This window comes from Litoreibacter arenae DSM 19593 (assembly GCF_000442275.2).
Classification (GTDB): Bacteria; Pseudomonadota; Alphaproteobacteria; order Rhodobacterales; family Rhodobacteraceae; genus Litoreibacter; species Litoreibacter arenae.
This window is the reverse complement of sequence record NZ_KE557312.1, coordinates 94,785-119,154: the sequence shown is the minus strand read 5'-3', so window position 1 is coordinate 119,154 and position 24,370 is coordinate 94,785. Positions and strand designations below refer to the sequence as shown.

At 61.5% G+C, this 24,370-nt stretch carries 24 protein-coding genes; 6 read left to right on the top strand and 18 right to left on the bottom strand.

Annotated features, from left to right (window positions below):
* Position 1: 1 nt before the first annotated feature.
* Complete coding sequence (locus THALAR_RS10725; RefSeq protein WP_040818395.1) at positions 2-826, top strand: CPBP family intramembrane glutamic endopeptidase; 825 nt, start codon at positions 2-4, stop codon at positions 824-826.
* Here the strand turns inward: THALAR_RS10725 and THALAR_RS10720 are convergent.
* Entirely contained in the window at positions 801-1,655 is an 855-nt protein-coding gene (locus tag THALAR_RS10720) for a DUF6544 family protein (RefSeq protein WP_021101575.1), read from the bottom strand. The genes THALAR_RS10725 and THALAR_RS10720 overlap by 26 nt on opposite strands.
* 163 nt (positions 1,656-1,818) lie before the next feature.
* On the opposite strand from THALAR_RS10720, the gene THALAR_RS10715 reads away from it, so the two are divergent.
* The gene (locus THALAR_RS10715; protein ID WP_021101574.1) at positions 1,819-2,832 is read left to right on the top strand and encodes a hypothetical protein; all 1,014 of its coding nucleotides are present in this window, start codon (positions 1,819-1,821) and stop codon (positions 2,830-2,832) included.
* 29 nt (positions 2,833-2,861) lie between these two features.
* Here the strand turns inward: THALAR_RS10715 and THALAR_RS10710 are convergent, their stop codons facing one another.
* The 9 genes from THALAR_RS10710 to THALAR_RS10670 form a co-directional block, all read right to left on the bottom strand.
* Positions 2,862-3,656, bottom strand: coding sequence for a hypothetical protein (locus tag THALAR_RS10710; protein WP_021101573.1), 795 nt, complete (start codon positions 3,654-3,656; stop codon positions 2,862-2,864).
* A 68-nt stretch (positions 3,657-3,724) separates the two neighbouring features.
* Positions 3,725-4,363: a uracil phosphoribosyltransferase gene (gene upp / locus THALAR_RS10705; protein ID WP_021101572.1), complete on the bottom strand. Its 639-nt coding sequence runs from the start codon at positions 4,361-4,363 to the stop codon at positions 3,725-3,727.
* A complete protein-coding gene (locus THALAR_RS10700) occupies positions 4,360-5,328 on the bottom strand; it encodes an adenosine deaminase (RefSeq protein WP_021101571.1) in 969 nt (322 codons plus the stop codon). The genes upp and THALAR_RS10700 overlap by 4 nt, the downstream gene beginning before the upstream one ends.
* Entirely contained in the window at positions 5,325-6,464 is a 1,140-nt protein-coding gene (locus THALAR_RS10695; RefSeq protein WP_021101570.1) for a phosphopentomutase, read from the bottom strand. Before THALAR_RS10695 ends, THALAR_RS10700 begins: the two co-directional genes overlap by 4 nt.
* The gene (locus tag THALAR_RS10690; protein ID WP_021101569.1) at positions 6,461-7,774 is read right to left on the bottom strand and encodes a thymidine phosphorylase; all 1,314 of its coding nucleotides are present in this window, start codon (positions 7,772-7,774) and stop codon (positions 6,461-6,463) included. The genes THALAR_RS10695 and THALAR_RS10690 overlap by 4 nt, the downstream gene beginning before the upstream one ends.
* A gap of 2 nt (positions 7,775-7,776) precedes the next feature.
* Positions 7,777-8,166: a cytidine deaminase gene (locus THALAR_RS10685; RefSeq protein ID WP_021101568.1), complete on the bottom strand. Its 390-nt coding sequence runs from the start codon at positions 8,164-8,166 to the stop codon at positions 7,777-7,779.
* Positions 8,167-8,289: 123 nt separating this feature from the next.
* Positions 8,290-10,182, bottom strand: a complete 1,893-nt coding sequence (prpE, locus tag THALAR_RS10680; RefSeq protein WP_021101567.1) for a propionate-CoA ligase PrpE — start codon at positions 10,180-10,182, stop codon at positions 8,290-8,292.
* A gap of 82 nt (positions 10,183-10,264) precedes the next feature.
* Entirely contained in the window at positions 10,265-10,963 is a 699-nt protein-coding gene (locus tag THALAR_RS10675) for a DUF533 domain-containing protein (protein ID WP_021101566.1), read from the bottom strand.
* Positions 10,964-11,057: 94 nt separating this feature from the next.
* Positions 11,058-12,320, bottom strand: coding sequence for a cation:proton antiporter (locus THALAR_RS10670; RefSeq protein WP_021101565.1), 1,263 nt, complete (start codon positions 12,318-12,320; stop codon positions 11,058-11,060).
* Between the two features lie 148 nt (positions 12,321-12,468).
* On the opposite strand from THALAR_RS10670, the gene THALAR_RS10665 reads away from it, so the two are divergent.
* Positions 12,469-13,374 (top strand): DMT family transporter, encoded by a 906-nt coding sequence (locus THALAR_RS10665; RefSeq protein WP_021101564.1) that lies wholly within the window; start codon positions 12,469-12,471, stop codon positions 13,372-13,374.
* On the opposite strand, the gene THALAR_RS10660 is transcribed toward THALAR_RS10665, so the two are convergent.
* The 6 genes from THALAR_RS10660 to THALAR_RS18955 all read right to left on the bottom strand — a co-directional run bounded on the left by THALAR_RS10660 (position 13,353) and on the right by THALAR_RS18955 (position 19,860).
* Positions 13,353-14,783 (bottom strand): protein adenylyltransferase SelO, encoded by a 1,431-nt coding sequence (locus THALAR_RS10660; RefSeq protein ID WP_021101563.1) that lies wholly within the window; start codon positions 14,781-14,783, stop codon positions 13,353-13,355. The two genes, THALAR_RS10665 and THALAR_RS10660, sit on opposite strands and share 22 nt — an antisense overlap.
* A 76-nt stretch (positions 14,784-14,859) precedes the next feature.
* Complete coding sequence (locus THALAR_RS10655; RefSeq protein WP_021101562.1) at positions 14,860-15,801, bottom strand: nucleoside hydrolase; 942 nt, start codon at positions 15,799-15,801, stop codon at positions 14,860-14,862.
* Positions 15,798-17,105 carry an HlyC/CorC family transporter gene (locus THALAR_RS10650; RefSeq protein WP_021101561.1) on the bottom strand — a complete coding sequence of 436 codons (1,308 nt, stop codon included), beginning with the start codon at positions 17,103-17,105 and terminating at the stop codon, positions 15,798-15,800. The genes THALAR_RS10655 and THALAR_RS10650 overlap by 4 nt, the downstream gene beginning before the upstream one ends.
* Positions 17,106-17,229: 124 nt before the next feature.
* Complete coding sequence (locus THALAR_RS10645; RefSeq protein WP_051153738.1) at positions 17,230-18,150, bottom strand: site-specific tyrosine recombinase XerD; 921 nt, start codon at positions 18,148-18,150, stop codon at positions 17,230-17,232.
* 14 nt (positions 18,151-18,164) lie between these two features.
* Entirely contained in the window at positions 18,165-19,685 is a 1,521-nt protein-coding gene (locus THALAR_RS10640; protein WP_021101559.1) for a hypothetical protein, read from the bottom strand.
* Positions 19,686-19,725: 40 nt separating this feature from the next.
* The gene (locus tag THALAR_RS18955; RefSeq protein WP_021101558.1) at positions 19,726-19,860 is read right to left on the bottom strand and encodes a hypothetical protein; all 135 of its coding nucleotides are present in this window, start codon (positions 19,858-19,860) and stop codon (positions 19,726-19,728) included.
* A 125-nt stretch (positions 19,861-19,985) separates the two neighbouring features.
* On the opposite strand from THALAR_RS18955, the gene THALAR_RS10635 reads away from it, so the two are divergent.
* Both THALAR_RS10635 and aroB read left to right on the top strand, forming a co-directional pair.
* Complete coding sequence (locus THALAR_RS10635; RefSeq protein ID WP_040818387.1) at positions 19,986-20,543, top strand: shikimate kinase; 558 nt, start codon at positions 19,986-19,988, stop codon at positions 20,541-20,543.
* Positions 20,540-21,655 (top strand): 3-dehydroquinate synthase, encoded by a 1,116-nt coding sequence (aroB, locus tag THALAR_RS10630; protein WP_021101556.1) that lies wholly within the window; start codon positions 20,540-20,542, stop codon positions 21,653-21,655. The genes THALAR_RS10635 and aroB overlap by 4 nt, the downstream gene beginning before the upstream one ends.
* A gap of 6 nt (positions 21,656-21,661) precedes the next feature.
* Here the strand turns inward: aroB and THALAR_RS10625 are convergent, their stop codons facing one another.
* Positions 21,662-22,273, bottom strand: a complete 612-nt coding sequence (locus THALAR_RS10625) for a lytic transglycosylase domain-containing protein (protein WP_040818504.1) — start codon at positions 22,271-22,273, stop codon at positions 21,662-21,664.
* Between the two features lie 169 nt (positions 22,274-22,442).
* Here THALAR_RS10625 and ssb point away from each other — a divergent pair, with 169 nt between their 5' ends.
* Entirely contained in the window at positions 22,443-22,946 is a 504-nt protein-coding gene (ssb, locus tag THALAR_RS10620) for a single-stranded DNA-binding protein (RefSeq protein WP_021101554.1), read from the top strand.
* 49 nt (positions 22,947-22,995) lie between these two features.
* Here the strand turns inward: ssb and THALAR_RS10615 are convergent, their stop codons facing one another.
* Complete coding sequence (locus THALAR_RS10615) at positions 22,996-24,318, bottom strand: DEAD/DEAH box helicase (RefSeq protein ID WP_021101553.1); 1,323 nt, start codon at positions 24,316-24,318, stop codon at positions 22,996-22,998.
* Positions 24,319-24,370 lie beyond the last annotated feature (52 nt).

Here is a 24,370-nt window from a genome sequence, read left to right as displayed (position 1 = left end):
AATGGCACGTCGCGCCCTTGCGCCCTATAGAGTTCCGACCTCCGCGCTACTGCCGTTCTTTGCTATAGCGTTCGGACTGGCGTGGAGCTCACTCGCGGTCCTGATCTATTTTAGCGATACGGTTGCCCGACTATTCGGCGAGGTTAGTGCAAGCAATCCGTTATTCATTCTTGCGGTGTACTCCCCAGCAATCGCGGCCGTCAGCCTCGTGTTGCGATATGCGGGACGGGCAGGTTTGACGGGCTTCCTGTCACGGCTACTGCTGTGGCGCTGCTCTTGGGGATGGGCCGCGTTCGTCGTATTTACGATTCCTGCAATCTACTATGCGGGAGCTTTTGTGAAAGGGGCAACAATCGAGGCTCCCTTTCCGTCTCCGGGCGCCGCGATTGCCGCTATGGGATTCATGTTGGTTCTAGGGCCAATGGAGGAATTCGGCTGGCGCGGTCTGGCACTGCCGTTGTTGCAGCGCAAAATGGCTCCGATTTGGGCCGGCCTGCTGCTCGGAATCATATGGGGCGCTTGGCACCTGCCTGCATTTTTTCTCAGCGGCACGCCACAAAGCGCGTGGGGCATATCGCCGTTTATCATCGGCTCAATCGCGGTCAGCGTCATTCTTACACCGCTGTTCAATGCATCAGGCGGCAGCATCCTTCTGGCTGCCCTTTTCCACTTCCAACTCAACAACCCGCTTTGGCCGGACGCCCAGCCCTATGACACGATCTTTTTCGTGTTGGCCGCCGCAATTGTCGTATGGGTCAACCGCGATGCAATGTTCGACCGGAATTCGGGCCATACCGCAGTCATCGCGACACGGGCGGAAACCTGAGCTTCGTGACATTGATCAAATAAAAAGGAAAATACTCATCAGTGCCAAACTGGTTGCCCGCCTCCACATGCATGGGTAACCGAAAGCCTTGAACCTCACGGAAATCTGACAGATATCCGCCAAACGGCTGGATGCGGTAGGTCTTTTCAGGGTTCGCGTCGCTCCAGCGAGGAAATACCACCTGCGTCGGGCGGCCATCCTCATCGACATGGATATCGACCGCTTGCTCAAGTCCCTTATGCCGCACCACGACGCGCGCTGTCGTCTCATCAACGTGCTGCCACTCAATGCCTTCACGCGGCAAAAGGGCCGCAGGTGTCCAGAACACCGCTTCTGCCACATACCGGCCAAAGGCGGCCTTGCGATGGTCGGGATTGCCACCTAGCCGCGCAACGGGAACAAATCCTCCGAGCCAAAAGCGCGTCCAGTACCCACTGTCCGATCCGGACAGTCGCATCAGCCCCAAACCGCCCGACATCTTCCAAACGAAGCCTTCCGGTGCGGCGAGAACCTGCTTTGAACTTATGTCTGTGTAATTGGGTGCCTCCTTCGAGCCGAGACTGAACTTCCCTGACATCTCGATTTCCGCCACCGTGTACAATGGCGTCCCTTCTGAGATCGCGAACGCAAAAAAGCGGCGCGCGGGCTCTGGCAGGTCTGCCACAACGTCCATCGAGAATATCGGTGGATTGGTCGGTTGCTGCTGCAAGAGGCGCTTCATCTCCAGCCTGTCAGCCCTATGATCAACATGCCGCCAGATCAGCAAGCAAAGCAAACCGATGGCGAGCAGAATAATGCCAATATCGAAAAATATCCTCATATAGTCCATGTTGCCCTCACTTAGCGGCCGCTGGCGCTATTATACTCCCAAAATGCCATGCCTCGTACTTCTTGCGCGAAAAGCCCGACTACCCTGAGCAAACACATTGAGCCAGAATCACTTTCAAGCTATCCTCCTTTGACACAACAAAAAGAGCAGGCAGCCGCAGGCAATGACGGCGTTGAAAGAGTATGATCGTCTGGAGTCTACAGGCATCTGGCGCGAAAGCCCCGATGCCCAGAGGCGTGACGTGATCGTGTCATTCGGGAACGCCACTCTGATCATCCGGGACAAGGCCGACACCGCGCTGGCACACTGGTCCCTACCGGCAATCGAGCGCTTGAACCCGGGTGCCCGCCCCGCGTTATTTCGCCCCGGACCCGAAGCGGGCGAGGAGTTGGAGCTGGATGATGCTACCCTTATAGACGCGATTGAGAAGGTGCGCCGGACCGTTGCTCGCCGACGCCCTCAACGTGGGCGCTTACGACTCTACATCTTCGCCAGTCTGATCGCTGCAATTGCAGCACTAGGCTATTTCTGGCTTCCAGGCGCGTTGGTGCGCCACACGATAACCGTCGTTCCCGACAGCAAGCGGCTGGCTATTGGAACTGCGCTTTTGGGGCATCTGACCCGGCTGACAGGTGATACCTGCCGATCAAACCTTGGCGCGGCAGCGCTTGCGCGACTGAAGGCCCGCGTTTTGGGCGACAGGGTTCGAAAGGCCTATGTGGTGCCGTCCGGGCCAGAAGCGCTTTACCTTCCCGGCGGGCTGCTTTTGCTCAACCGCACGGTGGTAGAGGATCACGATTCCGCTGATGTAGCCGCAGGCTATATGCTCGCCGCGTCCGAGAGGAACCGCGATGTCGACCCGTTGGCGCGTCTACTATCTGATGCCGGAGGTGCCGCAACATTGCGCCTGCTGACCTCGGGCCAAGTCAGCGACGACGTGCTGCGCGACTACGCAGAGACGTTGTTGGCCACACCCCAGGCAGCCCCCGCCGCCGACTTGCTGCTCGACCGGTTTGCGACCGCAAAAGTCGCGGCCAGCCCGTACGCTTATGCCGTGGATGTAACCGGAGAAAGCACGCTGGAATTGATTGAGGCGGACCCCTACCGAGGCGTCGAAGCACCCCGCCTGTTATCCGATGGGGACTGGATCAGCCTTCAGGAAATTTGTGCCGAGTAGCAGTTTTTGAAACTGCTCAGAACGCGCTTCTACTTGGCAGTTGCGCGTTTACCGGTCGCCGGATCAATCAGATATCTCGGAACCGTGTTGGACCAGACCAACTGCATTTGCGCTTTACCTGATGTCGTTCCGACCCCGCGAAGCGGATTTAGACGCCCGTCTTCCCAGACACGCTTGTACCCTTTGGCAACGGGCAGACGTGCCTCTGCAATCCGGCGGTTGGCACCTTTTGGACCAAGCAGCTGATTGTTGCTTTGCGGGGAAACCTCCTCACGGATGATGCTTCGCGGGGTTCCCTGCTGAGGTCCGCAACGTGCGCCCTCATTGATAAACCGGGAGCTGAACTCGCTGGCACCGCAGCGGTAGAGAACGCGCGGTTGCGCCGTGCCACGCTTGGGGTCGACCTGTGCGCGCGCCGGTGCGACGGGTTGGGCCTGCGGTTTCTGGCGCACAACCTTGCGCACGACGCGGGTTTGCGCCTTTGGCTCGGCTGGGGCGACATTGGCTTTACGCTTCACCACCTTCGCGCTTGCGGCAGTGCGCGTCGCAGTAGCGGACTTGGACGCGGTCTGCGGCGCGAGGCTTGGACGCTGGCCACACAGGACTTTCCGCGAGCGGCTTACACGCGGCACCCAGTTGACCTGTCCTGCATAGCCAGCCCGGATATAAACGCAGCCTTGACTGTCTACGTATTGATTGCCCTTAAAGGACGCAGGCGGAGTTTCCGCCGGTCCGTTATCGCGGCGCAGGCTTTGTGCATCGGCACCAATCAGCCCCATGCTCAGCGCCAATATTGACACAGACAGCAATCGCAGAAGTCGCATATCAGTCCCCACTAAATATAGTGGTTACTCTGCAACAGAGACACTACCAAGTAAAGCCGGAAACTACCTTATTTTGTGCCGTACATGCGGTCTCCCGCATCCCCTAGCCCTGGGACAATATATCCATTGTCATTCAAGTGGCTATCTACCGAAGCTGTCACGATCGGTACATCAGGGTGGGCTTCTTTCATCCGCGCGATCCCCTCTGGGGATGCCAAAAGACACAAGAATCGGATGTTTGTGGCCCCGGCTTTCTTCAACAAATCAATTGCCGCGACAGACGAATTCCCCGTTGCCAGCATCGGGTCCACGGCGATCACCATCCGCTCATCCATGAACTCTGGTACCTTGAAGTAGTATTGCACGGGTTGCAGGGTTTTCTCGTCGCGATAGAGCCCGACAAAACCCACCCGGGCGCTCGGGATCAGTTCCAGCATTCCGTCCAGCAGCCCGTTGCCCGCCCGCAGGATCGAGATCAGCGCCAGCTTGCGCCCGGCCAACGTCGGCGCATCCATCGCTTCCATCGGGGTCTCGATGCGCTTGGTTTCCAACTCCAGATCGCGGGTGACCTCATAGGCCAGAAACTGGCTGATCTCGCGCAGAAGCTGCCGGAACACCGCTGTGGGCGTCTCCTTCTCGCGCATCAACGTTAGCTTGTGCTGCACCAAAGGGTGGTCCACGATGGTCAGGTGGGGGATATCGCTCATGAGGCAGGCTCCAGTTTCTTCAGTAAGGTTTCACGCGTGGCGTCGTCGCAGAACGCGGCGTTCGCGGCGGTGATATTCACCTCGCGGATGATCTCGTCTTCCCAGCCGAAATGATGCCCCAACAGGTCATATTCCGCGCCAAGAGTGGTGTGAAAGAACGGTGGGTCGTCGGTGGACACAGTGACTTTCACCCCCCGCTCCCGCAGTTTTTCAATCGGGTGCGAGCGCCAGTCGGGATACACCCCGAGCGCCACGTTGGAGCCGGGGCAGACCTCCAGCACGATCCCGCGCTCCGCCAGATGATCGACCAGCGCGGGGTCGTCGATTGCTTGCACGCCATGTCCCACGCGCTCCACGCCCAGGTCGCGCACGGCCTGCCAGACGCTTTCGGCGCCGCCCCATTCGCCCGCATGAGTGGTCAGCCGCAGCCCCGCCTCGCGGGCCATGTCAAAGCTGTAGGCGAAGTCGCCTTGCGTGCCTTGCGTCTCGTCGCCTCCCATCCCGAAACCGGTGATGAAATCGCCGGCCGTTTCGGCCGCGCAAAGCGCAGCGGTCTTTGCCTGTTCCGGCCCGAAATGGCGGATGCAGGTGACGATGCCCCGCATCTCGATATCAGGCTGTCGCGACGCAGCCTCCCGCATGGCGTGCATGTATTCGCGCCACGCGCCCACGTCGCCGCCGCCGCAAAAGTCGGGTGACAGGAAGGCTTCGGTGTAGATGACGCCCTGCTCCATCGACCGTTCCAGCACTGCTGTCGTCAGGCGGGCGAACTCTTCGGGGCCGGTCAGAACCGTGCAAGCGGCTTCGTAGACGCGCAGGAACTGGGTGAACCCCTCGAAACGGTAAGAGCCGTCTTCGCTGAACACGCCGTCCAGATTGACGCCTTTCTCCTGCGCCAGACCGCGAATGAAGGCGGGCGGCGCCGCGCCTTCGATGTGCAGATGCAATTCAACCTTGGGGATCATAGAAAGCTCCGTCCCGGGCCGCGCTCGCTCAGCCCCAAATGATCCGCGACCGAGGCCGCGACGTCCACAAACATGACCTGCCCGATGTCCTTGCGACCCACGCCAGCGGCCACGACAGGCACCTGCTCGCGGGTGTGTTCGGTGCCGTGCCATGTGGGGTCGTTGCCATGGTCGGCGGTGAACAGCATCAGGTCACCTTTGCGCAGCTTCTCCAGCACAGGGCCGATGGCTTCGTCGAACCATTCCAGATGTGTCGCATATCCTTCCGGTTCGCGGCGGTGGCCATAAAGGCTGTCGAATTCGACGAAATTGGCGAAGACCAGAGCGCCGTCCGGTGCCTCGTCCACCAGATCCGACAGATGCCCCATCAACGCGTCGTCAAAGCCCTTGCGGTTTTCATCGACGCCGCGCCCCGAGAATATATCGCCGATCTTGCCGACCCCGTAAGTCGCCCGCCCGTCCGCCTTCGCCCAGTCCAGCAATGTGGGCGAGGGTATCTCCATCGCGTAGTCATGCCGGTTGCTGGTGCGTTTGAAATCCGCTGCGTTTTGCCCCAGGAAAGGCCGCGAAATCACGCGGCCCACTTTCATCGCGTGCAGCATCGGGGCCATATGGCGGCAGATATCTTGCAGCCGCTCAAGCCCGAAGCTTTCCTCATGCGCGGCGATCTGGAACACGCTATCGGCGGAGGTGTAGCAGATCGGCTTGCCGGTCCGCATATGCTCCTCGCCTAACCGCTCGATGATCTGCGTGCCGGATGCGTGGCAGTCCCCCAGGACGCCATCTGTGCCGCAGAACTTTGCCACCTCTGCTGTGATCTCCGGCGGGAACGCGGGATGCGTGTCGGGGAAATAATGCCAGTCCCAAGGGACCGGCACGCCTGCCAGTTCCCAATGACCCGAAGGCGTGTCCTTGCCCATCGACACTTCCCGCGCGACGCCGAACAGGCCCTCGCCCGCGATGTCCGACAGTCCAGCCGCTTGTGCCAGCCCCAGCCGCATCAGATTGGGCATACGAAGACCGACAGTCTGGTGGATATGGCCCAGCGTGTTGGCCCCGTCATCGCCAAACCGCGCGGCATCGGGCGCACCGCCGCAGCCTACTGAGTCGAGCACTACCAGAAACGCGCGGCTCATACTGCCACCCGATCGACGAACAGCTCCGGCGCGTTGACCTTGGCCGAGCCGATCTGGAACGCCTTGCGCACGGCGCGTTCCGCCTTGGCCGCGGCCTCTTCCGTCGCCGCGTGAACCATCGCCAGTGGGGTAGTTTTGTCGACCTTCTCACCGATGCGCTTGAAGCCGGACAAACCCACTGACGGGTCTATCTTGTCCGTCTCCCGCCTGCGTCCGCCGCCAAGCTCGACTACCGCCAGCCCCAAGGCCCGCGTGTCGATGGCCCGCACATAGCCCGTCGCCAGCGGCAACACCTCGCGCACGATGTTGGCCTCGGGGAGGCAGAACCGCCAAGTTTCGTCAAAGTCGGTCGGCCCGCCCAGATAGGCCACCATGCGGCAGAACCGCTCCATCGCCGCACCAGAGGTGATCGCGTCGTTGAGTGCGCCCCACGCGGCTTCCGTATCGAGGTTCATCTGCTTGTTGTTCCCCAGCAACTCCGCCCCAAGAGCCAGCGCGACCTCACGCAACCGCTTCTGGCCGCTGCCGCTCAGCGCCTCCATCACCGCGCGGATTTCCACAGCGTTGCCTGCCGCCGTGGCAAGTGGCTGCGACATATCGGTTATCAGCGCGGTTGTGGGGCAGCCCGCGCCTTTCGCGACCTCGACGAGGGAATAAGCCAGGCGTTTGGCTTGTGCTGCGTCCCGCAAAATCGCGCCGTTGCCGGTTTTCACGTCCAACACCAAGCCTTCCAGCCCCGCCGCCAGCTTCTTGGCAAGGATTGACGCGGTAATCAGGTCGATGCTGTCCACCGTCGCCGTCACATCGCGGATCGCATAGAGGCGCTTGTCCGCCGGGGCTACCTCGCCAGACGCGCCGACAATGGCGCATCCCGCTTCGCGCACGACATGTTGCAGCTTCGAGGTCGTCACGTTGCACACATAGCCCGGAATGGCCTCCAGCTTGTCGAGCGTGCCGCCGGTGTGTCCCAACCCGCGCCCGGAGACCATCGGCACATACGCCCCGCACACAGCCAAAGCGGGGGCCAGCACCAGCGACACCGGATCGCCCACCCCGCCGGTCGAGTGCTTGTCCAGCACCGGCCCCGGCAGTTTCCAACGCAGCACATCGCCGCTGTCGCGCATGCCTTCGGTGAGCCCCACGCGCCCGTCTGCGCCCAAGCCTTCTATGGCAACCGCCATGGCGAACGCGCCCGCTTGCGCGTCGCTTATTCCGTGTTCTTCGGCCAAGGCCTTTCCGAACCAGCGGCATTCAGCGGCGGTGACGGTTTCGCGGGTACGGATTTTCCCTATGATCTGCGCGGCGTCCATGCCTAAGCCATATGCCCCGCGTCGAAAGCACCGGGCAATAAAGCGGCGACGGTGGTGCGTTCCAAGGTTCCCTCGACCGTCGCCAGCGTCACCGGCACGTCACCCGCCGCGAATTCCGCCAGTTTCTGGCGGCACCCGCCACAGGGCGGCACGGGAGTCGGTGATCCGGCCACGACGCAGACTTCCGCAATCTCGCGCTCGCCCGCCGCGACCATGGCGGCAATGGCCCCCGCCTCCGCGCAGGTGCCTTCGGGATAGGCCACGTTCTCGACGTTACAGCCGACAAAGACCGAGCCCGACTTGGTCCGAACGGCGGCCCCCACCTGAAACTTGGAATACGGCGCGTGAGCGTTCTCGCGAACGGACAGCGCATGTGGCAGCAGATCAGACATCAATGTCCCCCAAGACGTTTGCCGCGATAGTGAAGCGCACGGCGCGGAGTTTCAATGCCAAGCTTCGGCGAAACATGCCAAGCTGATCAAACTTTCGCAGATAGGTATCGACGTGGGAAAATCTCAGCCCTGAGGGTAGCCCAACCCCGCCACAGCCTCCTTGATTTCATCAAGGATCGCAGGATCGTCAATCGTTGCGGGCATTTTGAAGTCCTTGCCATCCGCAATCGACACCATCGTGGCGCGCAAAATCTTGCCGGACCGCGTTTTCGGCAACCGGTCCACCACACAGGCCAGCTTGAACGCGGCAACCGGGCCGATCTGGTCGCGCACCTTCTGGACGACTTCTTTGACGATCTCGTCATGGGGACGGGTCACGCCGTTGCTCAGGCACAGAAAGCCCATCGGCAGCTGACCTTTCAACTCGTCGCTGACCCCGATGACAGCACACTCGGCCACGTCGGGGTGGCTCGCCAGCACCTCTTCCATGCCGCCCGTGGACAACCGGTGGCCTGCCACGTTGATTACATCGTCGGTGCGGGCCATGACGTAGAGGTATCCGTCCTCGTCGATCATGCCCGCATCGCCGGTCTCATAGTAGCCGGGGAAGTGGGTGAGGTAGCTCTTGATGAAACGCTCCTCAGCGTTCCACAGGTTTGGCAATGTGCCAGGCGGTAGGGGCAGTTTGATCGCGATGGCGCCCAGCTCGCCCGCTTTCACGGGATGCCCGCCCTCGTCGAGGATCTGCACGTCATAGCCGGGCATCGCCACGGTGGGGGAGCCGATCTTGACCCGCATAGGCTCGATCCCCATCGGGTTCCCCGCGATGGTGTAGCCGGTCTCGGTCTGCCACCAGTGGTCGATGATCGGCTTTTGCAGATGCTCCTGCATCCATTCGATCGTGTCGGGGTCTGCGCGCTCGCCCGCCAGATAAACTGTTTTTAAGCAGGACAGGTCGTATTTCTTGATGAATTCGCCATCCGGGTCCACGCGCTTCACCGCTCGGAAGGCCGTGGGGGCGGTGAAGAAGCTCTTGACCTTGTGCTCGGAAATCACCCGCCAGAAGGTGCCTGCGTCGGGCGTGCCGACCGGCTTGCCTTCGAATACCACGGTGGTATTGCCGTGGATCAGCGGCGCGTAGCAAATGTAGCTGTGGCCCACCACCCAGCCAACGTCAGAGGCCGCCCAGAACACGTCGCCCGGCTCCACGTCGTAGATGTTCTTCATCGTCCAGTTCAACGCCACCAGATGCCCGCCCGTCGCGCGGATCACGCCCTTGGGCTGGCCCGTGGTGCCCGAGGTGTAGAGGATATAGGCCGGATGGTCGCCCGATACCGGCACACATTCGGCTGGCTCGACGCCGTACTGAAACGCGTGCCAGTCGTAGTCGCGCCCTTCGATCAGCTTGGCGACTTCCTGCTCGCGCTGGAAGATCACGCAGAAGTCAGGCTTGTGCTTAGCTAATTCGATGGCACCGTCCAGCAGCGGCTTGTAGTGGACCACCCGCCCCGGCTCTATCCCGCAGGAGCCCGCAATGATCGCCTTGGGCGTCGCGTCGTCGATGCGCACGGCAAGCTCGTTGGCAGCAAATCCGCCGAAAACGACCGAATGAATGGCTCCGATGCGGGCGCAGGCCAGCATCGCCTCCAAAGCTTCCGGCACCATCGGCATGTAGATAATCACGCGGTCGCCCGCTTCGATACCCTTGGCACGCAACGCACCCGCAAGCGAGGCTACGCGGGTCTGCAACTCGGCATAGGTGATCTCGTGCTTGGTGTGGGTGACGGGGCTGTCATAGATGATCGCCACGCGGTCGCCATTGCCAGCCTCGACGTGACGGTCCACGGCGTTGTAGCAGGTGTTGACTAGGCCGTCCTTGAACCACTCGTAAAGCGGCGCCCTGTCGGAGAACAGCGCCTTGGAGGGCTTGCGGTCCCAGTCTATCGCCTCCGCCTGCTCCATCCAGAAACCTTCGGGGTCGTCCAGCGAGCGTTTGTAGATATCGGCGTATGTCATATGGGTCCCTCCTCGTCCTTGGCGCGACTTAAACCGCCAGATCAAGGAGGACGCAAGACACACTATGCCACAGTTTGCGCTATCAGCTGTAAAGTCGCTGCACGCCGAAGCTGTCGTGGATCTCGTTGGCAGTGGCCTGACCGATGCCCAGCGCGGTGGCCAATTCGTGCAGGTATTTTGCTTCGGCAGGGTGGTCCGGCTCGATTGCCATCACGGACATCGAGTAAACTTGCGTTTCCATTCCATCCGGAGTGTCACGGGCCAAAGCGGCGGCATCCACCGGTTCCTGCATGGCTTCGCGCACGAAAGCCATGTCGGCCTCGGTCGCATCCTCGCCGATAGTGGCCATCAGGGCCTCTTTCTCCGTAGGGTCAATCTGGCCATCGCAACGCGCGGCCATGATCATCGCACGGATCATCAAACCGGCGCTGTCCTCGGTCGCGGGTGGCTCTGCGGGACTATCCTGGCTCAACAGCTCTTCGAGCGATTGACCAGAGCCGCCGCGCGCACCAGCCAGCCCGCCGAGCAATCCGCCGATGCCACCATCGCGCGCGGCAGAGCGCCCATGGGGCAGCCCGTCAATTCCGCCGCCCTGCCCGCCGGAACCACCGGCACCACCAGCCATTCCGCTCAGCATATCGCCCAAGCCGCCGGAACTGCCTGCCTTGCTTTTCAGACCGTCCATGACCTTACCGATCCCGCCCGCCTGCTGGACCTTCTGAAACCCTTTGGCCACGGCAAAACCGACGGCAACCTTCGTGAGCATGTTCATCAGCGACATATGTGTATTCTCCCTGTCAGACAGCAGACCACCGCGACGGGGGCCTTTCCCTATAGAGAATGGGGACGCCGACCCGATACGTCTAGGGGGAAAGTCAGACCAGTTCCGGCTCGCGCCCCAGACGGGTCGCCAGTGGCGCCACAGTCAGGCCCTGAACAATGATCGAAAAAATCACTACCATATAGGTCGCGGACAGGATCACCGGCTTCCATTCGCCTTCGGGCAAGGACAGTGCCAAAGCGACCGAGATGCCGCCTTTCAATCCACCCCAGGTCATGATCGGAATGACCCCTTTCTCGAAGCCGCGAAACGGGCGCAGCAACAAGACGGGGATGGAGACGGCGATCAGCCGCGCGAACAACGACAGCACGATAGCACACAGACCGACGATCAACCCGTCCATCGAGAAGGCTACTGCAAAAACCTCGACCCCGATCAGCAGGAACAGCACGGCATTCAGGATCTCGTCGATCAGTTTCCAGAACCCGTCTACATAGCGGCGGGTTGTCTCCGACATGCCGTATTTCGCGCCCACATCGCCAATAAGCAGGCCTGCACAAACCGCCATCACCGGGCCGGACAGATGCAAATGCACCGCCAGCGCATAGCCACCGACAGCGAGCGCAAGGGTGATAAGCACCTCTAGCGAATAGTCGTCGATCAAACGCATGACGCGAAACGTCAGCCAGCCAAGAACGACCCCAAGCACCGCGCCACCCAACGCTTCCTGCAAGAACAGCTGTGCAGCGGCGGCCAGACCTCCGCCACCATGCGCCTCGCCATGGGCGTCAAGCGCCGGAAACGCCAACCCCGCCAGAACCAGAAACACCACATAGCCCACGCCATCGTTGAAAAGGCTTTCACCGGCAATCTGCGTCTCCATGCTTTTCTTCAGATTCGCCTCGCGCAGCACGCCCAGAACGGCCACAGGATCAGTGGGCGAAATCAAGGCGCCGAATACCAGCGCAATCATGATCGGCATCCCCGTCAACCACGAGAAGCCGAACCCCGCAATCACCGTGGACAGCCCGACGCCCAGCGTCGCCATCAACGCCACCACGCGCCATTCGCCGCGCAGGTCGGCAATCTTCACATGCAGCGCACCGGCGAACAGAAGCAGGCCCAGCATACCCTCCAGCAGCGTCTCGGAGAAATCTATGGATTGCACCGTGGAGCGCACCTGATCGGCCATCCCCAGCTGCGGAACCAACAGGTCCAACCCCATAACGCCGAGCGACGCGAACAAGGCCACAATAAGAATACCAATTGCGGAGGGCAGCTTGAGCACCAGATAATTCACGGTCCCGAACACCGCCGCCAGCACCAGCAAAAGCGACGCGATTTGCAATAGGTCCATGGGAGGCTCCGTCACTGTCCGGTCTCGCACCCTCTAGGCGGAGCACGTTTGCGGCAACCTATCCTATTCCAACGCTCAGGCCAGCGGCAATTGACATGGGCGAAGCAACAGGCCAAGCCCAAACGACCGCAGCAAACCCGAGGCCACTATGCCGACCAAGGATCACATCGACGCGTTCGGAGCGGTATCGCTCGTAGGACTGGCCCTGCTGTTGGCATTCAATCAAGTGGTCATCAAGGTCACCAACGAGGCGTTCCAGCCGGTGTTCTTCGCAGGCGCACGGTCCGCCGGTGCGGTGGTGTGCATCTTGCTGTGGATGAAGTGGCGCCGCTTGCGGCTAATCTTGCCGCGCAACGTCATCCCCTCGGCGTTGATCATCGGTCTGGTCTTCTCAGCCGAGTTTATCATGCTGTTCATCGCGCTCGACCTGACCACGGTGTCGCGCGCATCCGTGATCTTCTATTCCATGCCACTGTGGATGGCGCTTGGCGCACATATTTTTATTCCCGGAGACCGACTAACGCCGCGCAAATCGCTCGGTCTCTCGCTCGCCTTCATTGGCGTGGCATGGGCCATCATCGACCGCGGCGACGGCGGCGAGGCCTCGCTGCTGGGTGATCTTTGCGCTCTGGGTGCCGCAATAGGATGGGCGGCCACAGGGCTGCTGGTCAAGGCGACTCCGCTCAAGACGGTGCGTCCCGAGGTGCAACTGTTCTATCAGGTGCTGATCTCCGGTGTCGTTCTACTTGCAGTAGCGCCGCTGTTTGGCCCGCTGATCCGCGATCCGCAGCCCATTCACTACGTGGGACTTGCGTTCCAGATCGTCGTGGTGGTGACTTTCGGTTTCATCTTCTGGCTGTGGCTGATGTCGCTTTACCCCGCCTCGGGCGTGGCCAGCTTCTCGTTCCTCTCGCCGGTATTGTCCGTGCTGCTGGGGTGGCTCTTGCTCGATGAGCATGTCGGCGCCTCGATCCTCGGTGCGCTGACGCTGGTGGCCGTCGGTATCGTTTTGATCAACCGGTCTCCGCGGGCTCAGGTGCCGCAAAACGTCTGACGCACCAATTGCTGCTCGGTCGGCGCGGCTTCGAGGTCTGCAAACTCCTCGCGGTCATCATAGGGCCGCACCAAAGCCTCATTCAGCCGGTGAAACGGCGCGTAGTCGCCCTGCATTCCGGCTTGAATGGCCTCCTCCACGCGGTGGTTGCGGGGGATCACCGCAGGGTTCGCCGCCCGCATGATGCTCTCGTCCCCGCCGCCCCATTCGGCCTCCCAAGCGTCAAAACTTGTCGGATCGACAAACTCGTCCCGCGCACCTTCACCACGCGCCATCGCGCGGAAGGTGCGGGTGAAATCAGCCTGATTATCCGCCATCCGCGTCAGCAAATCCTGCACCAGGACCACCTGATCGTCGCCACCCATGGCACGACCGATCTTGGCAAAGAACACCCGTTTCCAGGATTTCGTGTAGTGATCCCCGAACGCTCCCAAGGCCTCCCGCGCCGCCGTCACGGCCTTGTCGTGATCCGCGTCGATGAATGGCAACAAACATGAGGCCAGTTGCGCCAGGTTCCACACCAGCACCTCAGGCTGGCCCTGATAGACATAGCGCCCGCCTTGGTCGATGGAGGAAAACACCGTCGCCGGATGATACGCGTCCATGAACGCGCAAGGGCCGTAGTCAATCGTCAACCCGCCCACATGGGTGTTGTCGGTGTTCATCACGCCGTGGATGAAACCAAGCCCCATCCACTCCGCCACCAAGCTGGCTTGCGCCCCGGTCACGGCTTGCAAGAAACCCAACCCGTCGCCCTGCTCCAAATGCGGGTAGTGCCGCCCTATCGCGTGATCCAGCAGCAACGCCAGCGCCTCGCGGTCCTGTCGCGCTGCAAAGTACTGAAACGTGCCGACCCTGATATGCGACCCCGCCACCCGCGTCAGGATCGCCCCGGGCTGCATTACCTCCCGCGCGACTTTCTCGCCGGTCAATACCGCCGCGAGCGCCCGCGTCGTCGGGACACTGAGCGCATGCATCGCCTCGCTAAAAATGTATTCGCGCATCACCGGCCCCAAGCCCGCGCGCCCATCGCCCATCCGCGAATACGGCGTCGGGCCGGAGCCTTTCAACTGGATGTCCCACCGCGCTCCGTCCGGTCCCACGACCTCGCCCAGCACATTGGCCCGCCCGTCACCAAGCTGAGGCGACCAGCCGCCGAACTGATGGCCCGCATAGGCCTGCGCCAACGGCTCGGCCCCGTCTGGCATCCTGTTGCCCGCCAGCATCGCCAGCCCGTCTGAGCTACGCAGCCACGCGGCATCCAAGCCCATGTCCCCCGCCAATGCGTCGTTCAATGCGATCAACGCGGGCGCCGCCACCGGAGTGGGGTTCATCTTCGTATAAAACCGCTCCGGCAGCCGCGCATAGGAGTTGTCGAACTCTGGCGATCCCATCTCTTTACCTTCCATTAAGGTTAACCCGCCGCGCCACTCTCAAACGCCCCGACTTCTTTTTTCCGAAAATACCTCCCCCGGAGGGTCGGGTTCAAAGCCGTCCAATCCTCTGGGTCAGCAGCGCAAAGAACCCGTCCGCATCCACATCATCCATAAACGTCGCGTTGGGCGCACGGTCCGTCACGCCCCACCAGTCCGCGACAGTCATACCAAGGGTCAGCTCCGAGCCGGTCTCGACCTCGACATTCACATGTCGCCCCGAAAACAACTCCGGCTTCAGAAGGTAGGCAATCACGCAAGGGTCATGCAAAGGTGCCCCTTCGGAGCCGTATTTTTCCTTGTCGAACCGCTCGAAAAAGTCGGTCCACTCCGCCACCATGCGCCCGGCCTCGCTGCCAAGATCGCGAAACGCTTCGACCCGCACGCGATTGGTCAGCGCCTTGTGCGTCACATCCAGCGGCATAACCACAATCGGCACGCCGGAGGCAAAGACGATCTTCGCCGCTTCGGGGTCCACGTAGATGTTGAACTCCGCCGCGGGGGTGATATTGCCGACCTCGAAATAGGCCCCGCCCATCAGCACGATTTCCTGCACCCGCTCGACGATATCGGGTGCGCGCTCGAACGCGGTCGCGATGTTGGTCAGCGGCCCCAGCGGGCAGAGCGTCACCGTCCCCGCAGGCTCTGCCCGCAGGGTTTCGATAATGAAATCGACCGCGTGGCCCTGTTGCAAGGGCATCGTCGGCTCCGGCATCACCGGCCCGTCTAGGCCGGTCTTGCCATGCACATGCTCTGCCGTCACCAGCTTGCGGTTCATAGGCGCATCGCAGCCTGCAAAGACCTTCACATCTGGCCGCCCGGCCAATTCGCACACGATCCGCGCGTTTTTTTCCGTCAGCGCCAGCGGCACGTTGCCTGCTACCGCCGTCACGCCCAACACCTCCAGTTCCTCCGGCGAGGCCAGCGCCAGCAGGATCGCCACCGCGTCGTCCTGCCCCGGATCGGTGTCGATGATGATATTACGCGGGCTCATAGCGGTCTCACTTTCAGTTTGGTCAGGCGGTTCTGATGGCGCTCCACCACCTCGAAACGGAAACCATGGAACGAGAACACCTGCCCCACGGTCGGAATAGACTGGGCCTCATGGATCACCAGACCGGCGACAGTGTTGGCCTCATCATCAGGCAGCGACCAGTCGGCCATGCGATTAAGGTCCCGGATGGTCATCGCCCCGTCCACGGCGTAGCTGCCGTCGCTTTCGGGCTTCAACGCGTGGATTTCGGCGACGTCAAACTCGTCGGTGATCTCACCCACGATCTCTTCCAGAATGTCTTCCAGCGTGATCAACCCCTGCAACGCGCCGTATTCATCCACCACCAAGGCGAAGTGGGTATGCAGCCGCAAGAACTGCCGCATCTGGTCATCGAGCGCCGTGGTTTCCGGCACGAAATAGGGGCGACGCACCACATCCATGATGTCAAAGCCACTCAAGTCGCGCGACGCACGGTCCTTGCCACGCAGGGTCTTGTCAACGGCCCGCAGCAGGTCCTTGGCGTGCATTACGCCTACGATATTTTCCGGTTCGTCGCGATACACGGGCAAGCGGGTATGCGGGCTACGCAGGCACTGGCTGATGATGGCCTCCGGTGCGTCGTCGGCGTTGATCATCTCGATCTCCGAGCGGTGGAGCATGATCTCCTCCACGTCCCGCTCGCTCAGATCCAGCGCGCCCAGCAGGCGGTCACGCTGCTCTTTGTGCACGACCCCTTCCTCATGCCCCAGAGCCAAGGCTCCGGCGATTTCCTCGTTGACCGACAGGATGTGACTGTCAGGATCGGTCTCCACGCCGAACAGCTTCAGCATACCCCGCACCAGCGCGCGCACGGCGGTGACCACCGGCGCAAAGACCAGCACCACGATGGCAATCGGCCCGGACACCATCGCCGCCGCGGTTTCTGAGTTGGTGATGGCGTAGGTTTTCGGCAGAACCTCAGCGAAAATAAGCACCAGCAGCGTCATGACCAAAGTGGCCCACGCCACACCGCTTTCGCCGAAAATCTTGGTGAATAGAGCGGTGGCCAGCGATGCGGCCAAGATGTTCACAAGGTTATTTCCCAGCAGAACAGAGCCGATGAGCCGCTCGTTATCCTCGGTGATTTTCAGCGCCCGCACCGCGCCGGGGGAGCCTTTGTCGGCCTGACTGCGCAGCTTGCCGCGCGAGGCGGCGGTCAGCGCGGTCTCGGAGCCGGAGAAGAACGCTGACAGCAACAGCAGCACCACAATGCCGCCTGACGTCATCCAGAAAGCAGTGTCAAAAATCGTTGATGCGTCGTCCATTCGGGGGGTTGGTCCTGTCAAATAAAACTGAGTGAGAGTTATGGGGCCACGCGCACGTACCTTCAAGGGAAACCGCTATGTGACCGATCGCTGCAACCTGTCCATGGCCCCGCGAGGTAACATCTCAGCCCTTCGTCAGCGGATGATGCTCCAGCACCAGTTCCTTCAAGCGTTCGTCAAGAACGTGGGTGTAAATTTCGGTGGTCGAAATGTCGGCATGGCCCAGCAACGTCTGGATCGCCCGCAAGTCAGCGCCGTTGGCCAGAAGATGCGTCGCAAAGGCATGGCGAAGCGTGTGGGGCGTCACTTTGGACGGGTCCACGCCGCCTGCAACCGCAAGCTCCTTGATCAACACGTAGAATCGGTGCCGCGTCAGATGCCCGGTTCTGCCATGCGACGGGAACAGGTATTTCGACGCGGGCTTGCCCTTGGCCTGAGCCTTCGCGTCCATCTCGTCGCGGGTCTCGATCCAAACCGCAACCGCATCCCGCGCCGACGCCGCCAGCGGCACCATGCGTTCCTTCCCCCCCTTGCCGCGCACCAGCAGCATGCGCGGATCACCTCGCGCGGCGGCAACCGGCAGGGTCACCAGTTCGGTGACACGCATGCCGGTGGCGTAGAGCAGTTCCATCAGGCAGGTGTTGCGCAGGCGATCTTCCTGACTGCGGGCCGATGTCTGCGCAGCTCCCAGCAGGCGGTCGACTTCCTCGACGCTTAGGGTTTGCGGCAGCGACTTCTTGCGCCCCGGCCCCTTGATCTGGATGGCCGGGTTATCCTCGCGCCATCCTTCCTCATAGGCGAACCGATACAGTTGCTTGATGGCCGACAAACGGCGCGCGCGGGTCGATGCCGCCAGCCCCTGCTCGTCGCAATGGATCAGATAGTCCTCCACATCAGACCGCGCAGCGGAGTCAAAGCTGCGCCCGCGATCAGTCAGCCAGCCAGCGAAGTCGATCAGATCGCGCCCATAAGCCAGCAACGTGTTTTCCGAGGCGTCGAGTTCAGCAGCCTGCGCGTCCAGAAACGTCTCGACCCAGCGGGCCATATCGGCGGGCAGGCTCAACTCCGGGGCCGCGTGATCAGCGTGTATAACGCCATGCGCCGCGCAATGTCCGCAAAACCGAGGTAGCGCAAGCTGCGCAGGCCGTTCTCCAGTGCCAAGGGGTCGGCGCCCGCGCCGTCCTCCATCAGCTTCACTGCTTTGAGCGTTGCCAGGCCCAGACTGCCGCTTTCGATCAGCGGGGCAAGGTCTTCTGCCGGGCCGGGCGTCGTGAAGGCAGCGGCAACAGCGCTTTCCAGCGCATCAAGGTTGCCCGTCGCCGCCACCTCCGAAATCGCCGCCACGTCCCCCCGCGCCACCGAGCGCCACAGCACGGGTGTATCCGCGGCGATCACATCGGAATTTGCGGCGGCCTCGTAGGCGGGCGACAAAAGCGCCAGCCGCGAGGCGTCTTCACGCACGGACTCCGGCAGTGCCAAATCCAACAACGCCTCGCCAAACATATTGGCAAGCGCCGGCTCCAGCCCTGCGCGGCGCATCGCGCGGACGGCCTCGGGTAAAGTAGACGACACCTTGTCAATGTTGCCTGCTTTCAGAGCCGTCTCGAAGTCCTGAACGGCGCGGGCGCGGTCCCAGACACCGCCGGACGCGGCGGGCTGACGCTCGGTATAGATCGCCAGCAACCGCGACGATGCGATGGCACCTGTGCGGGCCAAACGCTCCGCAGCGGTGATGCGCGGCTTCCAGCCGCCGTTCTCGGACAGGGCCGCGAAGGCAAACGCATTGGGCAGGGTGGAGATCGACAGCGGCTCGCCAATCGCCTCGTGCATACGGAAGCCCAGCGGCGTGACACGGGTGGGCACCGGCAACGGAGCCTCCCCCTCGAACAATTCGGGATCGAGGAAGCGCGCCATCAAGGCGTCCTCGGCAGGCGTCATGACGTTCAGTGCCTCGGCGCTGTTCAGCGTCAAAGCCGCGCCATCCCAGTCCCCGGCCCTTGCCATGCAAAAGATACGCGCGGGATAAGTCGGCGACAGGTCGGGCTGGCGGAGCATACGCGCGCAGGCCAAGTCTTCTTCACCGGTCAAAAGGCTGACGTCGAACCAGCGCTGAAACAAAGGGGCGGTGCCCGGGTCGGCACGATCGAGCAAGGCTTTGGCCTGCTCCAGCGCCCCCAAAGCCAACAACTCGTCCACCCGCGCGCGGAACAAAACGTCTTCCTCGTTGCTGTCGATAGGCGGGGCCAGTTCGGCCAGCAGCAAACGCCGCATCAACTCCGCGAGTGGCGGCGGCAGGTCGGGGCGCAAATCGCCCATCGCCGAAGCGAGTGTCAGCGAACTCGTCGTTCCCCAGAACTGCGCCGGAATACCATTTACCGAACTGGGAACCAGTCCCACAGCGTCGCGGCTCGGCGAACCTAACGTGCTGGTGACCACGGATGCCGGGGTGGCGGACCGCGCGACGTCATCCACCGACTTCGCCTGTGGCAAAGTCGGGGGTGCTACAATTTTCGGGGTTTCCACGACATCCGAAAGCCAGCCGATGGCGGAAAGCGGCTCGTCCGCGTAGGCCGGAGACAACGCAACAGAACTCAGGATGGCAATGGTTAAGGCTAAGTCTCTAGTTCGCATCCAAAGTAACCGGTTGATTCACCTCGACCCGGTTTGGTGTCAGGTCGCCAAGATAGGCATAGCCGATGATGGCCACGATTCCCACAACGATGAGGAAAACCAAAGCTTTTAAAAGCCGTATCACTCTGCATCTGCCTTTATGTCCGGAGCGATCATGATGTCGCCCTTTGCGCCTGTAGGTGATTCATATATGGCTTTCCCGGCAAGTTCACGCCATTCAAGCGAGAAATTAGTAAATTGAGCGAGAGAATGCCACCCAAAGCAATGACCCTGACCCGCCCCTTGGTCCTTGTCGGCATGATGGGGGCCGGAAAAACCGCGATTGGCGGGGCGGTGGCGCGCAAACTTGGGGTGGGGTTTCTCGACAGCGACGAAGAGCTGGTGCGAGCGGCCGATCGCTCCATCGCCGAAATTTTCGAACGCGACGGAGAGGAATTTTTTCGCGCTCGAGAAACTGAAGTGATCGCCCGTTTGCTGGACGGAGAACCCGCCGTCCTGTCGACCGGCGGCGGCGCGTTCCTGAGTGAGACCAACCGCGCGATGATCCATGACAAGGCGGTATCGCTTTTGCTGAAAGCCGACCTGCCGCTGCTGTGGTCGCGAGTGCGCCACAAGACCACGCGTCCCCTTTTGCGTACTGACAACCCCCGTGCAACCCTGACCGAAATTTATAACGCCCGAACCCCGATCTACGCCAAAGCGCAACTCAGCGTCGAGGCGCGACCGGAGTATTCCATCGACGATATGGCCGATAAGGTCATCGCCACCCTGCACGACGCCCAGCTACTTAAAGAGAAGACACCATGACCTACCCGCATGAAACCGTCCAAGTTGCCTTGGGCGACCGCAGCTACGATATCGAAATCGGGCACGGGCTTCTTGGCGCGGCAGGCGCACGCATCTCCCCGCTGCTCAGCCGACCGCGCGTGGCCGTCGTGACCGACGAAACCGTTGCCGAACTCCACCTCGACACCTTGCGTGACGGCTTGGCGGCTGCGGGAGTAGAAATGGACCACCTGACCCTGCCCGCAGGCGAGGCCACAAAATGCTGGCGTTACCTCAGCGAAACGGTCGAATGGCTGCTGGCCAAGAAGATCGAGCGAGGCGATATCGTCGTGGCTTTCGGAGGTGGCGTAATTGGAGATTTGGTGGGCTTTGCCGCCGCGATCCTGCGGCGCGGTGTTCGATTTGTGCAAATCCCGACCTCGCTTCTGGCGCAGGTTGACAGCTCTGTCGGCGGCAAGACGGCGATTAATTCGCCCCATGGCAAGAACTTGATCGGCGCGTTCCATCAACCCTCGCTGGTGCTGGCGGATGTGGCCGTGCTGGGCACCCTGACCAAGCGCGACTTCCTTGCCGGCTACGGCGAGGTCGTCAAATACGGCCTGCTGGGCGACGCCTCCTTCTTCGACTGGCTGGAGGTCAACGCCCCTGATCTGGACGAAGGCGACGTCGCCAAACGGATCGAGGCTGTGCGCTGGTCTTGCCAGATGAAGGCCGACATCGTCGCCCGCGACGAGACCGAGCAAGGCGACCGTGCGTTGCTCAACCTCGGACATACTTTCGGTCATGCTTTGGAGGCAGCGACGGGATATTCCGACCGGCTTCTCCACGGTGAAGGCGTCGCTATCGGCTGCGCACTGGCGTTCGAAGTGTCGTCCCGCCTCGGGCTGTGCTCGCAAGAGGACCCCAGCCGCGTTCGTGCGCACCTGAAAGCCATGGGCATGAAAACCGACCTGCGCGACATCGACGGCGATCTGCCCGATGCGGACGGCCTCATGGCGTTGATGGGGCAGGACAAGAAGGTCCAGCAAGGGACATTGAACTACATCATGGCCCGCGGCATAGGCGAAGCCTTCGTGACCTCCGAGGTCGATCCAGACACGGTGCGCAACGTCTTACAGGACGCGCTTGCCTGATCTGTCTCAGCTTCCCAGAATTACGCGGACATAGTTGCGGGTCTCGCGATAAGGCGGCACGCCACCATGCTTCTCGACCGCGCCGGGGCCTGCATTATACGCCGCCAGCGCCAGCCGCCACGAGCCGAACTTGCGGTACATCTGCTTGAGATACCTTGCGCCGCCTTCAAGGTTCTGTCGCGGATCGCGCGGGTTCACCCGCAACTTGCTGGCGGTGCCAGGCATCAACTGCGCCAGTCCGATCGCCCCCTTGTGAGAGACCGCGTGAGGTTTCCAGCCGCTTTCCTGTTGCACAAGGCGCAGGAACAGATCGGTCGGGATGCCATGCTTGCGGGCTGCTGATTTCGCATCCTCAAGATAGACGCCCTTATACGAGCCGGAGTAACGCGGAATCGCTGTTGAAACACCAAAAGACGCGCGTTTGCTGCCCGGCTGGAGCTTGGTGGAGGCTTTGTATTGCGACGACAAGCGTCCGTCGAGTAGTCGGGCTTGCGAGCTGAAAATCTTGGCACGGTTGCTGGTCGATCCGGAAGAGACCAACCCTTCTGCGGCGACCGGTTGCGAAAATGATGGCTGGATAAACGCAAATGCCATCAATGCTACCAATAGCTTACGCATGAACACTGTCCCACTCTTTGTCTCGAACTGCGGGCAATATAGCCAGTTTGAAAGGTTTCGCTACCCCCTGCGCCGATTTGCGCCCGCGCCACTGCAAGGTTGTAAGTCTGCCATTAACCAAATACCGAACATAAAAGAGCACCAAAGCAAGATTCGGGAGACCACGCACATGGCCGGTTCAGTCAACAAAGTCATTCTCATCGGCAATCTCGGGCGTGACCCCGAAGTGCGCACGTTCCAGAACGGGGGCAAGGTGTGCAACCTGCGCATCGCCACGTCCGAGACCTGGAAGGACAAAAACACCGGCGAGCGCCGCGAGAAGACCGAATGGCACTCGGTCGCGATTTTTCAGGAAGGGCTGGTCCGTGTTGCCGAGCAATACTTGAAAAAAGGCTCCAAGGTGTACATCGAAGGCCAGTTGCAGACCCGCAAATGGCAAGACCAGTCCGGCGCCGACCGCTATTCCACGGAAGTGGTGTTGCAGGGCTATGGCGGCAACCTGACTATGCTTGACGGCCCAAGCGGCAGCGGTGGTGGCGGTGGCAACTACGGCAATGACCCAATGGGCGGTGGCTATGACGGCGGCCAGTCTGGTGGTGGATATGGCGGTGGCTCCAGCGGTGGCGGGCAGTCCCGCCCGTCAAGCGACATTGACGACGAAATCCCATTCTAAAGCAAAAGGCCCCTCAACCGAGGGACCTTTTTTGACGCTAATCGTGTCCTTAAGCTGCGGCAGATGCCGGGCCTTGACCCCGACGACGCCGGTTGCGCTTGCGCTTCGGTGCACCACCCGATGGGGCCTCGCCCCCTGCCGCTTTCGGTTTGCCTTGACCACGACGGCCACCGCCGTTCGGACGGCCACCACCACGATTGCCGCCGCCACCGCGTGCCGGCTTCTTTTCTTCTTCGGACGGTGACCAACGCCGCCCCCCCGCTACCGGAATGGTGATCTTCAACATCTTCTCGATGTCCTTCAACTCGCCCATCTCGTCGGGCGCGCAGAAAGCTATCGCCTCCCCTTCGCGACCCGCACGGGCTGTCCGGCCGATACGGTGGACATAGCTTTCAGGCACGTTGGGCAGATCGTAGTTATAGACGAACCCCACGCCCGGAATATCGATGCCCCGAGCCGCCACGTCGGTGGCCACCAAGACGCGCAGCTGACCGGACTTGAACTGCGCAAGCGAGCGATCACGATGGTTTTGCGACTTGTTGCCGTGAATGGAGCCTGCGGCGAAGCCCTTGCTATCAAGCAGCTTCATCAGCTTTTCGGCGCCATGCTTGGTGCGGCAGAAGACCAATGCGAGGTCGTCACGGTGCTTATCCATCAACTCGATCAGCAGGTCGTTCTTCGCGGCTTTGGCGATGTAGTGAACCGACTGGGTTATCTTGTCAGCAGTCTTGCCCGGCGCGGCGACTTGCACGCGGCGCGGGTGGTCGAGATAGGTCGCGGCCAGTTCTTCCATCAGCTTCGGCATGGTGGCCGAGAAACACAGCGTCTGGCGCTCTTTGGGAAGCAGCGGTGCAATCTGGCGCAGGGCATGGATGAAGCCCATGTCGAGCATTTGGTCAGCCTCGTCGAGCACGAGATACTTCGCATCCCCCAGCACCACGGCCTTTTGCTGCAGCAGATCAATCAGGCGACCTGGCGTCGCGACCAGAATATCTGTGCCGCGCTCAAGCGCCTTCTTTTGCGGGTTAATCGACACACCGCCGACCACCATGTTGATCTTCAGGTGGCCTCCACCCTGAAACATTTTCAGGTTGTCGCAAATCTGTTTTGCCAACTCGCGGGTCGGCGCAAGGATCAGACCGCGCACGGTGCGCGGTGCAGGCTTGGTGCCAATTTTGATCAGGTTGTGGATCATCGGCAGCCCGAACGCTGCGGTTTTTCCGGTGCCGGTCTGCGCCAGACCCATGACGTCGCGGCCGGTCAGGATGATCGGGATCGCTTCTTCTTGGATGGGGGTCGGGTCTGTAATGCCGTTTTCTGTAAGTTTCTCGGCAATTTTCGGGGAGATCCCCAAAGATTCAAATTTGTTCAAGTCATGTCCTCTCGTGACATGTGGGCCCCACACCTGAAACGGCGTTGAGGTC

Excerpts from the sequence above, each read along its gene's own strand:
- THALAR_RS10725 (WP_040818395.1), top strand. The coding sequence starts at position 2 with ATGGCACGTCGCGCCCTTGCGCCCTATAGAGTTCCGACCTCCGCGCTA.
- THALAR_RS10720 (WP_021101575.1), bottom strand. The coding sequence starts at position 1,655 with ATGGACTATATGAGGATATTTTTCGATATTGGCATTATTCTGCTCGCC.
- THALAR_RS10715 (WP_021101574.1), top strand. The coding sequence starts at position 1,819 with ATGACGGCGTTGAAAGAGTATGATCGTCTGGAGTCTACAGGCATCTGG.
- THALAR_RS10710 (WP_021101573.1), bottom strand. The coding sequence starts at position 3,656 with ATGCGACTTCTGCGATTGCTGTCTGTGTCAATATTGGCGCTGAGCATG.
- upp (WP_021101572.1), bottom strand. The coding sequence starts at position 4,363 with ATGAGCGATATCCCCCACCTGACCATCGTGGACCACCCTTTGGTGCAG.
- THALAR_RS10700 (WP_021101571.1), bottom strand. The coding sequence starts at position 5,328 with ATGATCCCCAAGGTTGAATTGCATCTGCACATCGAAGGCGCGGCGCCG.
- THALAR_RS10695 (WP_021101570.1), bottom strand. The coding sequence starts at position 6,464 with ATGAGCCGCGCGTTTCTGGTAGTGCTCGACTCAGTAGGCTGCGGCGGT.
- THALAR_RS10690 (WP_021101569.1), bottom strand. The coding sequence starts at position 7,774 with ATGGACGCCGCGCAGATCATAGGGAAAATCCGTACCCGCGAAACCGTC.
- THALAR_RS10685 (WP_021101568.1), bottom strand. The coding sequence starts at position 8,166 with ATGTCTGATCTGCTGCCACATGCGCTGTCCGTTCGCGAGAACGCTCAC.
- prpE (WP_021101567.1), bottom strand. The coding sequence starts at position 10,182 with ATGACATACGCCGATATCTACAAACGCTCGCTGGACGACCCCGAAGGT.
- THALAR_RS10675 (WP_021101566.1), bottom strand. The coding sequence starts at position 10,963 with ATGTCGCTGATGAACATGCTCACGAAGGTTGCCGTCGGTTTTGCCGTG.
- THALAR_RS10670 (WP_021101565.1), bottom strand. The coding sequence starts at position 12,320 with ATGGACCTATTGCAAATCGCGTCGCTTTTGCTGGTGCTGGCGGCGGTG.
- THALAR_RS10665 (WP_021101564.1), top strand. The coding sequence starts at position 12,469 with ATGCCGACCAAGGATCACATCGACGCGTTCGGAGCGGTATCGCTCGTA.
- THALAR_RS10660 (WP_021101563.1), bottom strand. The coding sequence starts at position 14,783 with ATGGAAGGTAAAGAGATGGGATCGCCAGAGTTCGACAACTCCTATGCG.
- THALAR_RS10655 (WP_021101562.1), bottom strand. The coding sequence starts at position 15,801 with ATGAGCCCGCGTAATATCATCATCGACACCGATCCGGGGCAGGACGAC.
- THALAR_RS10650 (WP_021101561.1), bottom strand. The coding sequence starts at position 17,105 with ATGGACGACGCATCAACGATTTTTGACACTGCTTTCTGGATGACGTCA.
- THALAR_RS10645 (WP_051153738.1), bottom strand. The coding sequence starts at position 18,150 with ATGGCCCGCTGGGTCGAGACGTTTCTGGACGCGCAGGCTGCTGAACTC.
- THALAR_RS10635 (WP_040818387.1), top strand. The coding sequence starts at position 19,986 with ATGCCACCCAAAGCAATGACCCTGACCCGCCCCTTGGTCCTTGTCGGC.
- aroB (WP_021101556.1), top strand. The coding sequence starts at position 20,540 with ATGACCTACCCGCATGAAACCGTCCAAGTTGCCTTGGGCGACCGCAGC.
- THALAR_RS10625 (WP_040818504.1), bottom strand. The coding sequence starts at position 22,273 with ATGCGTAAGCTATTGGTAGCATTGATGGCATTTGCGTTTATCCAGCCA.
- ssb (WP_021101554.1), top strand. The coding sequence starts at position 22,443 with ATGGCCGGTTCAGTCAACAAAGTCATTCTCATCGGCAATCTCGGGCGT.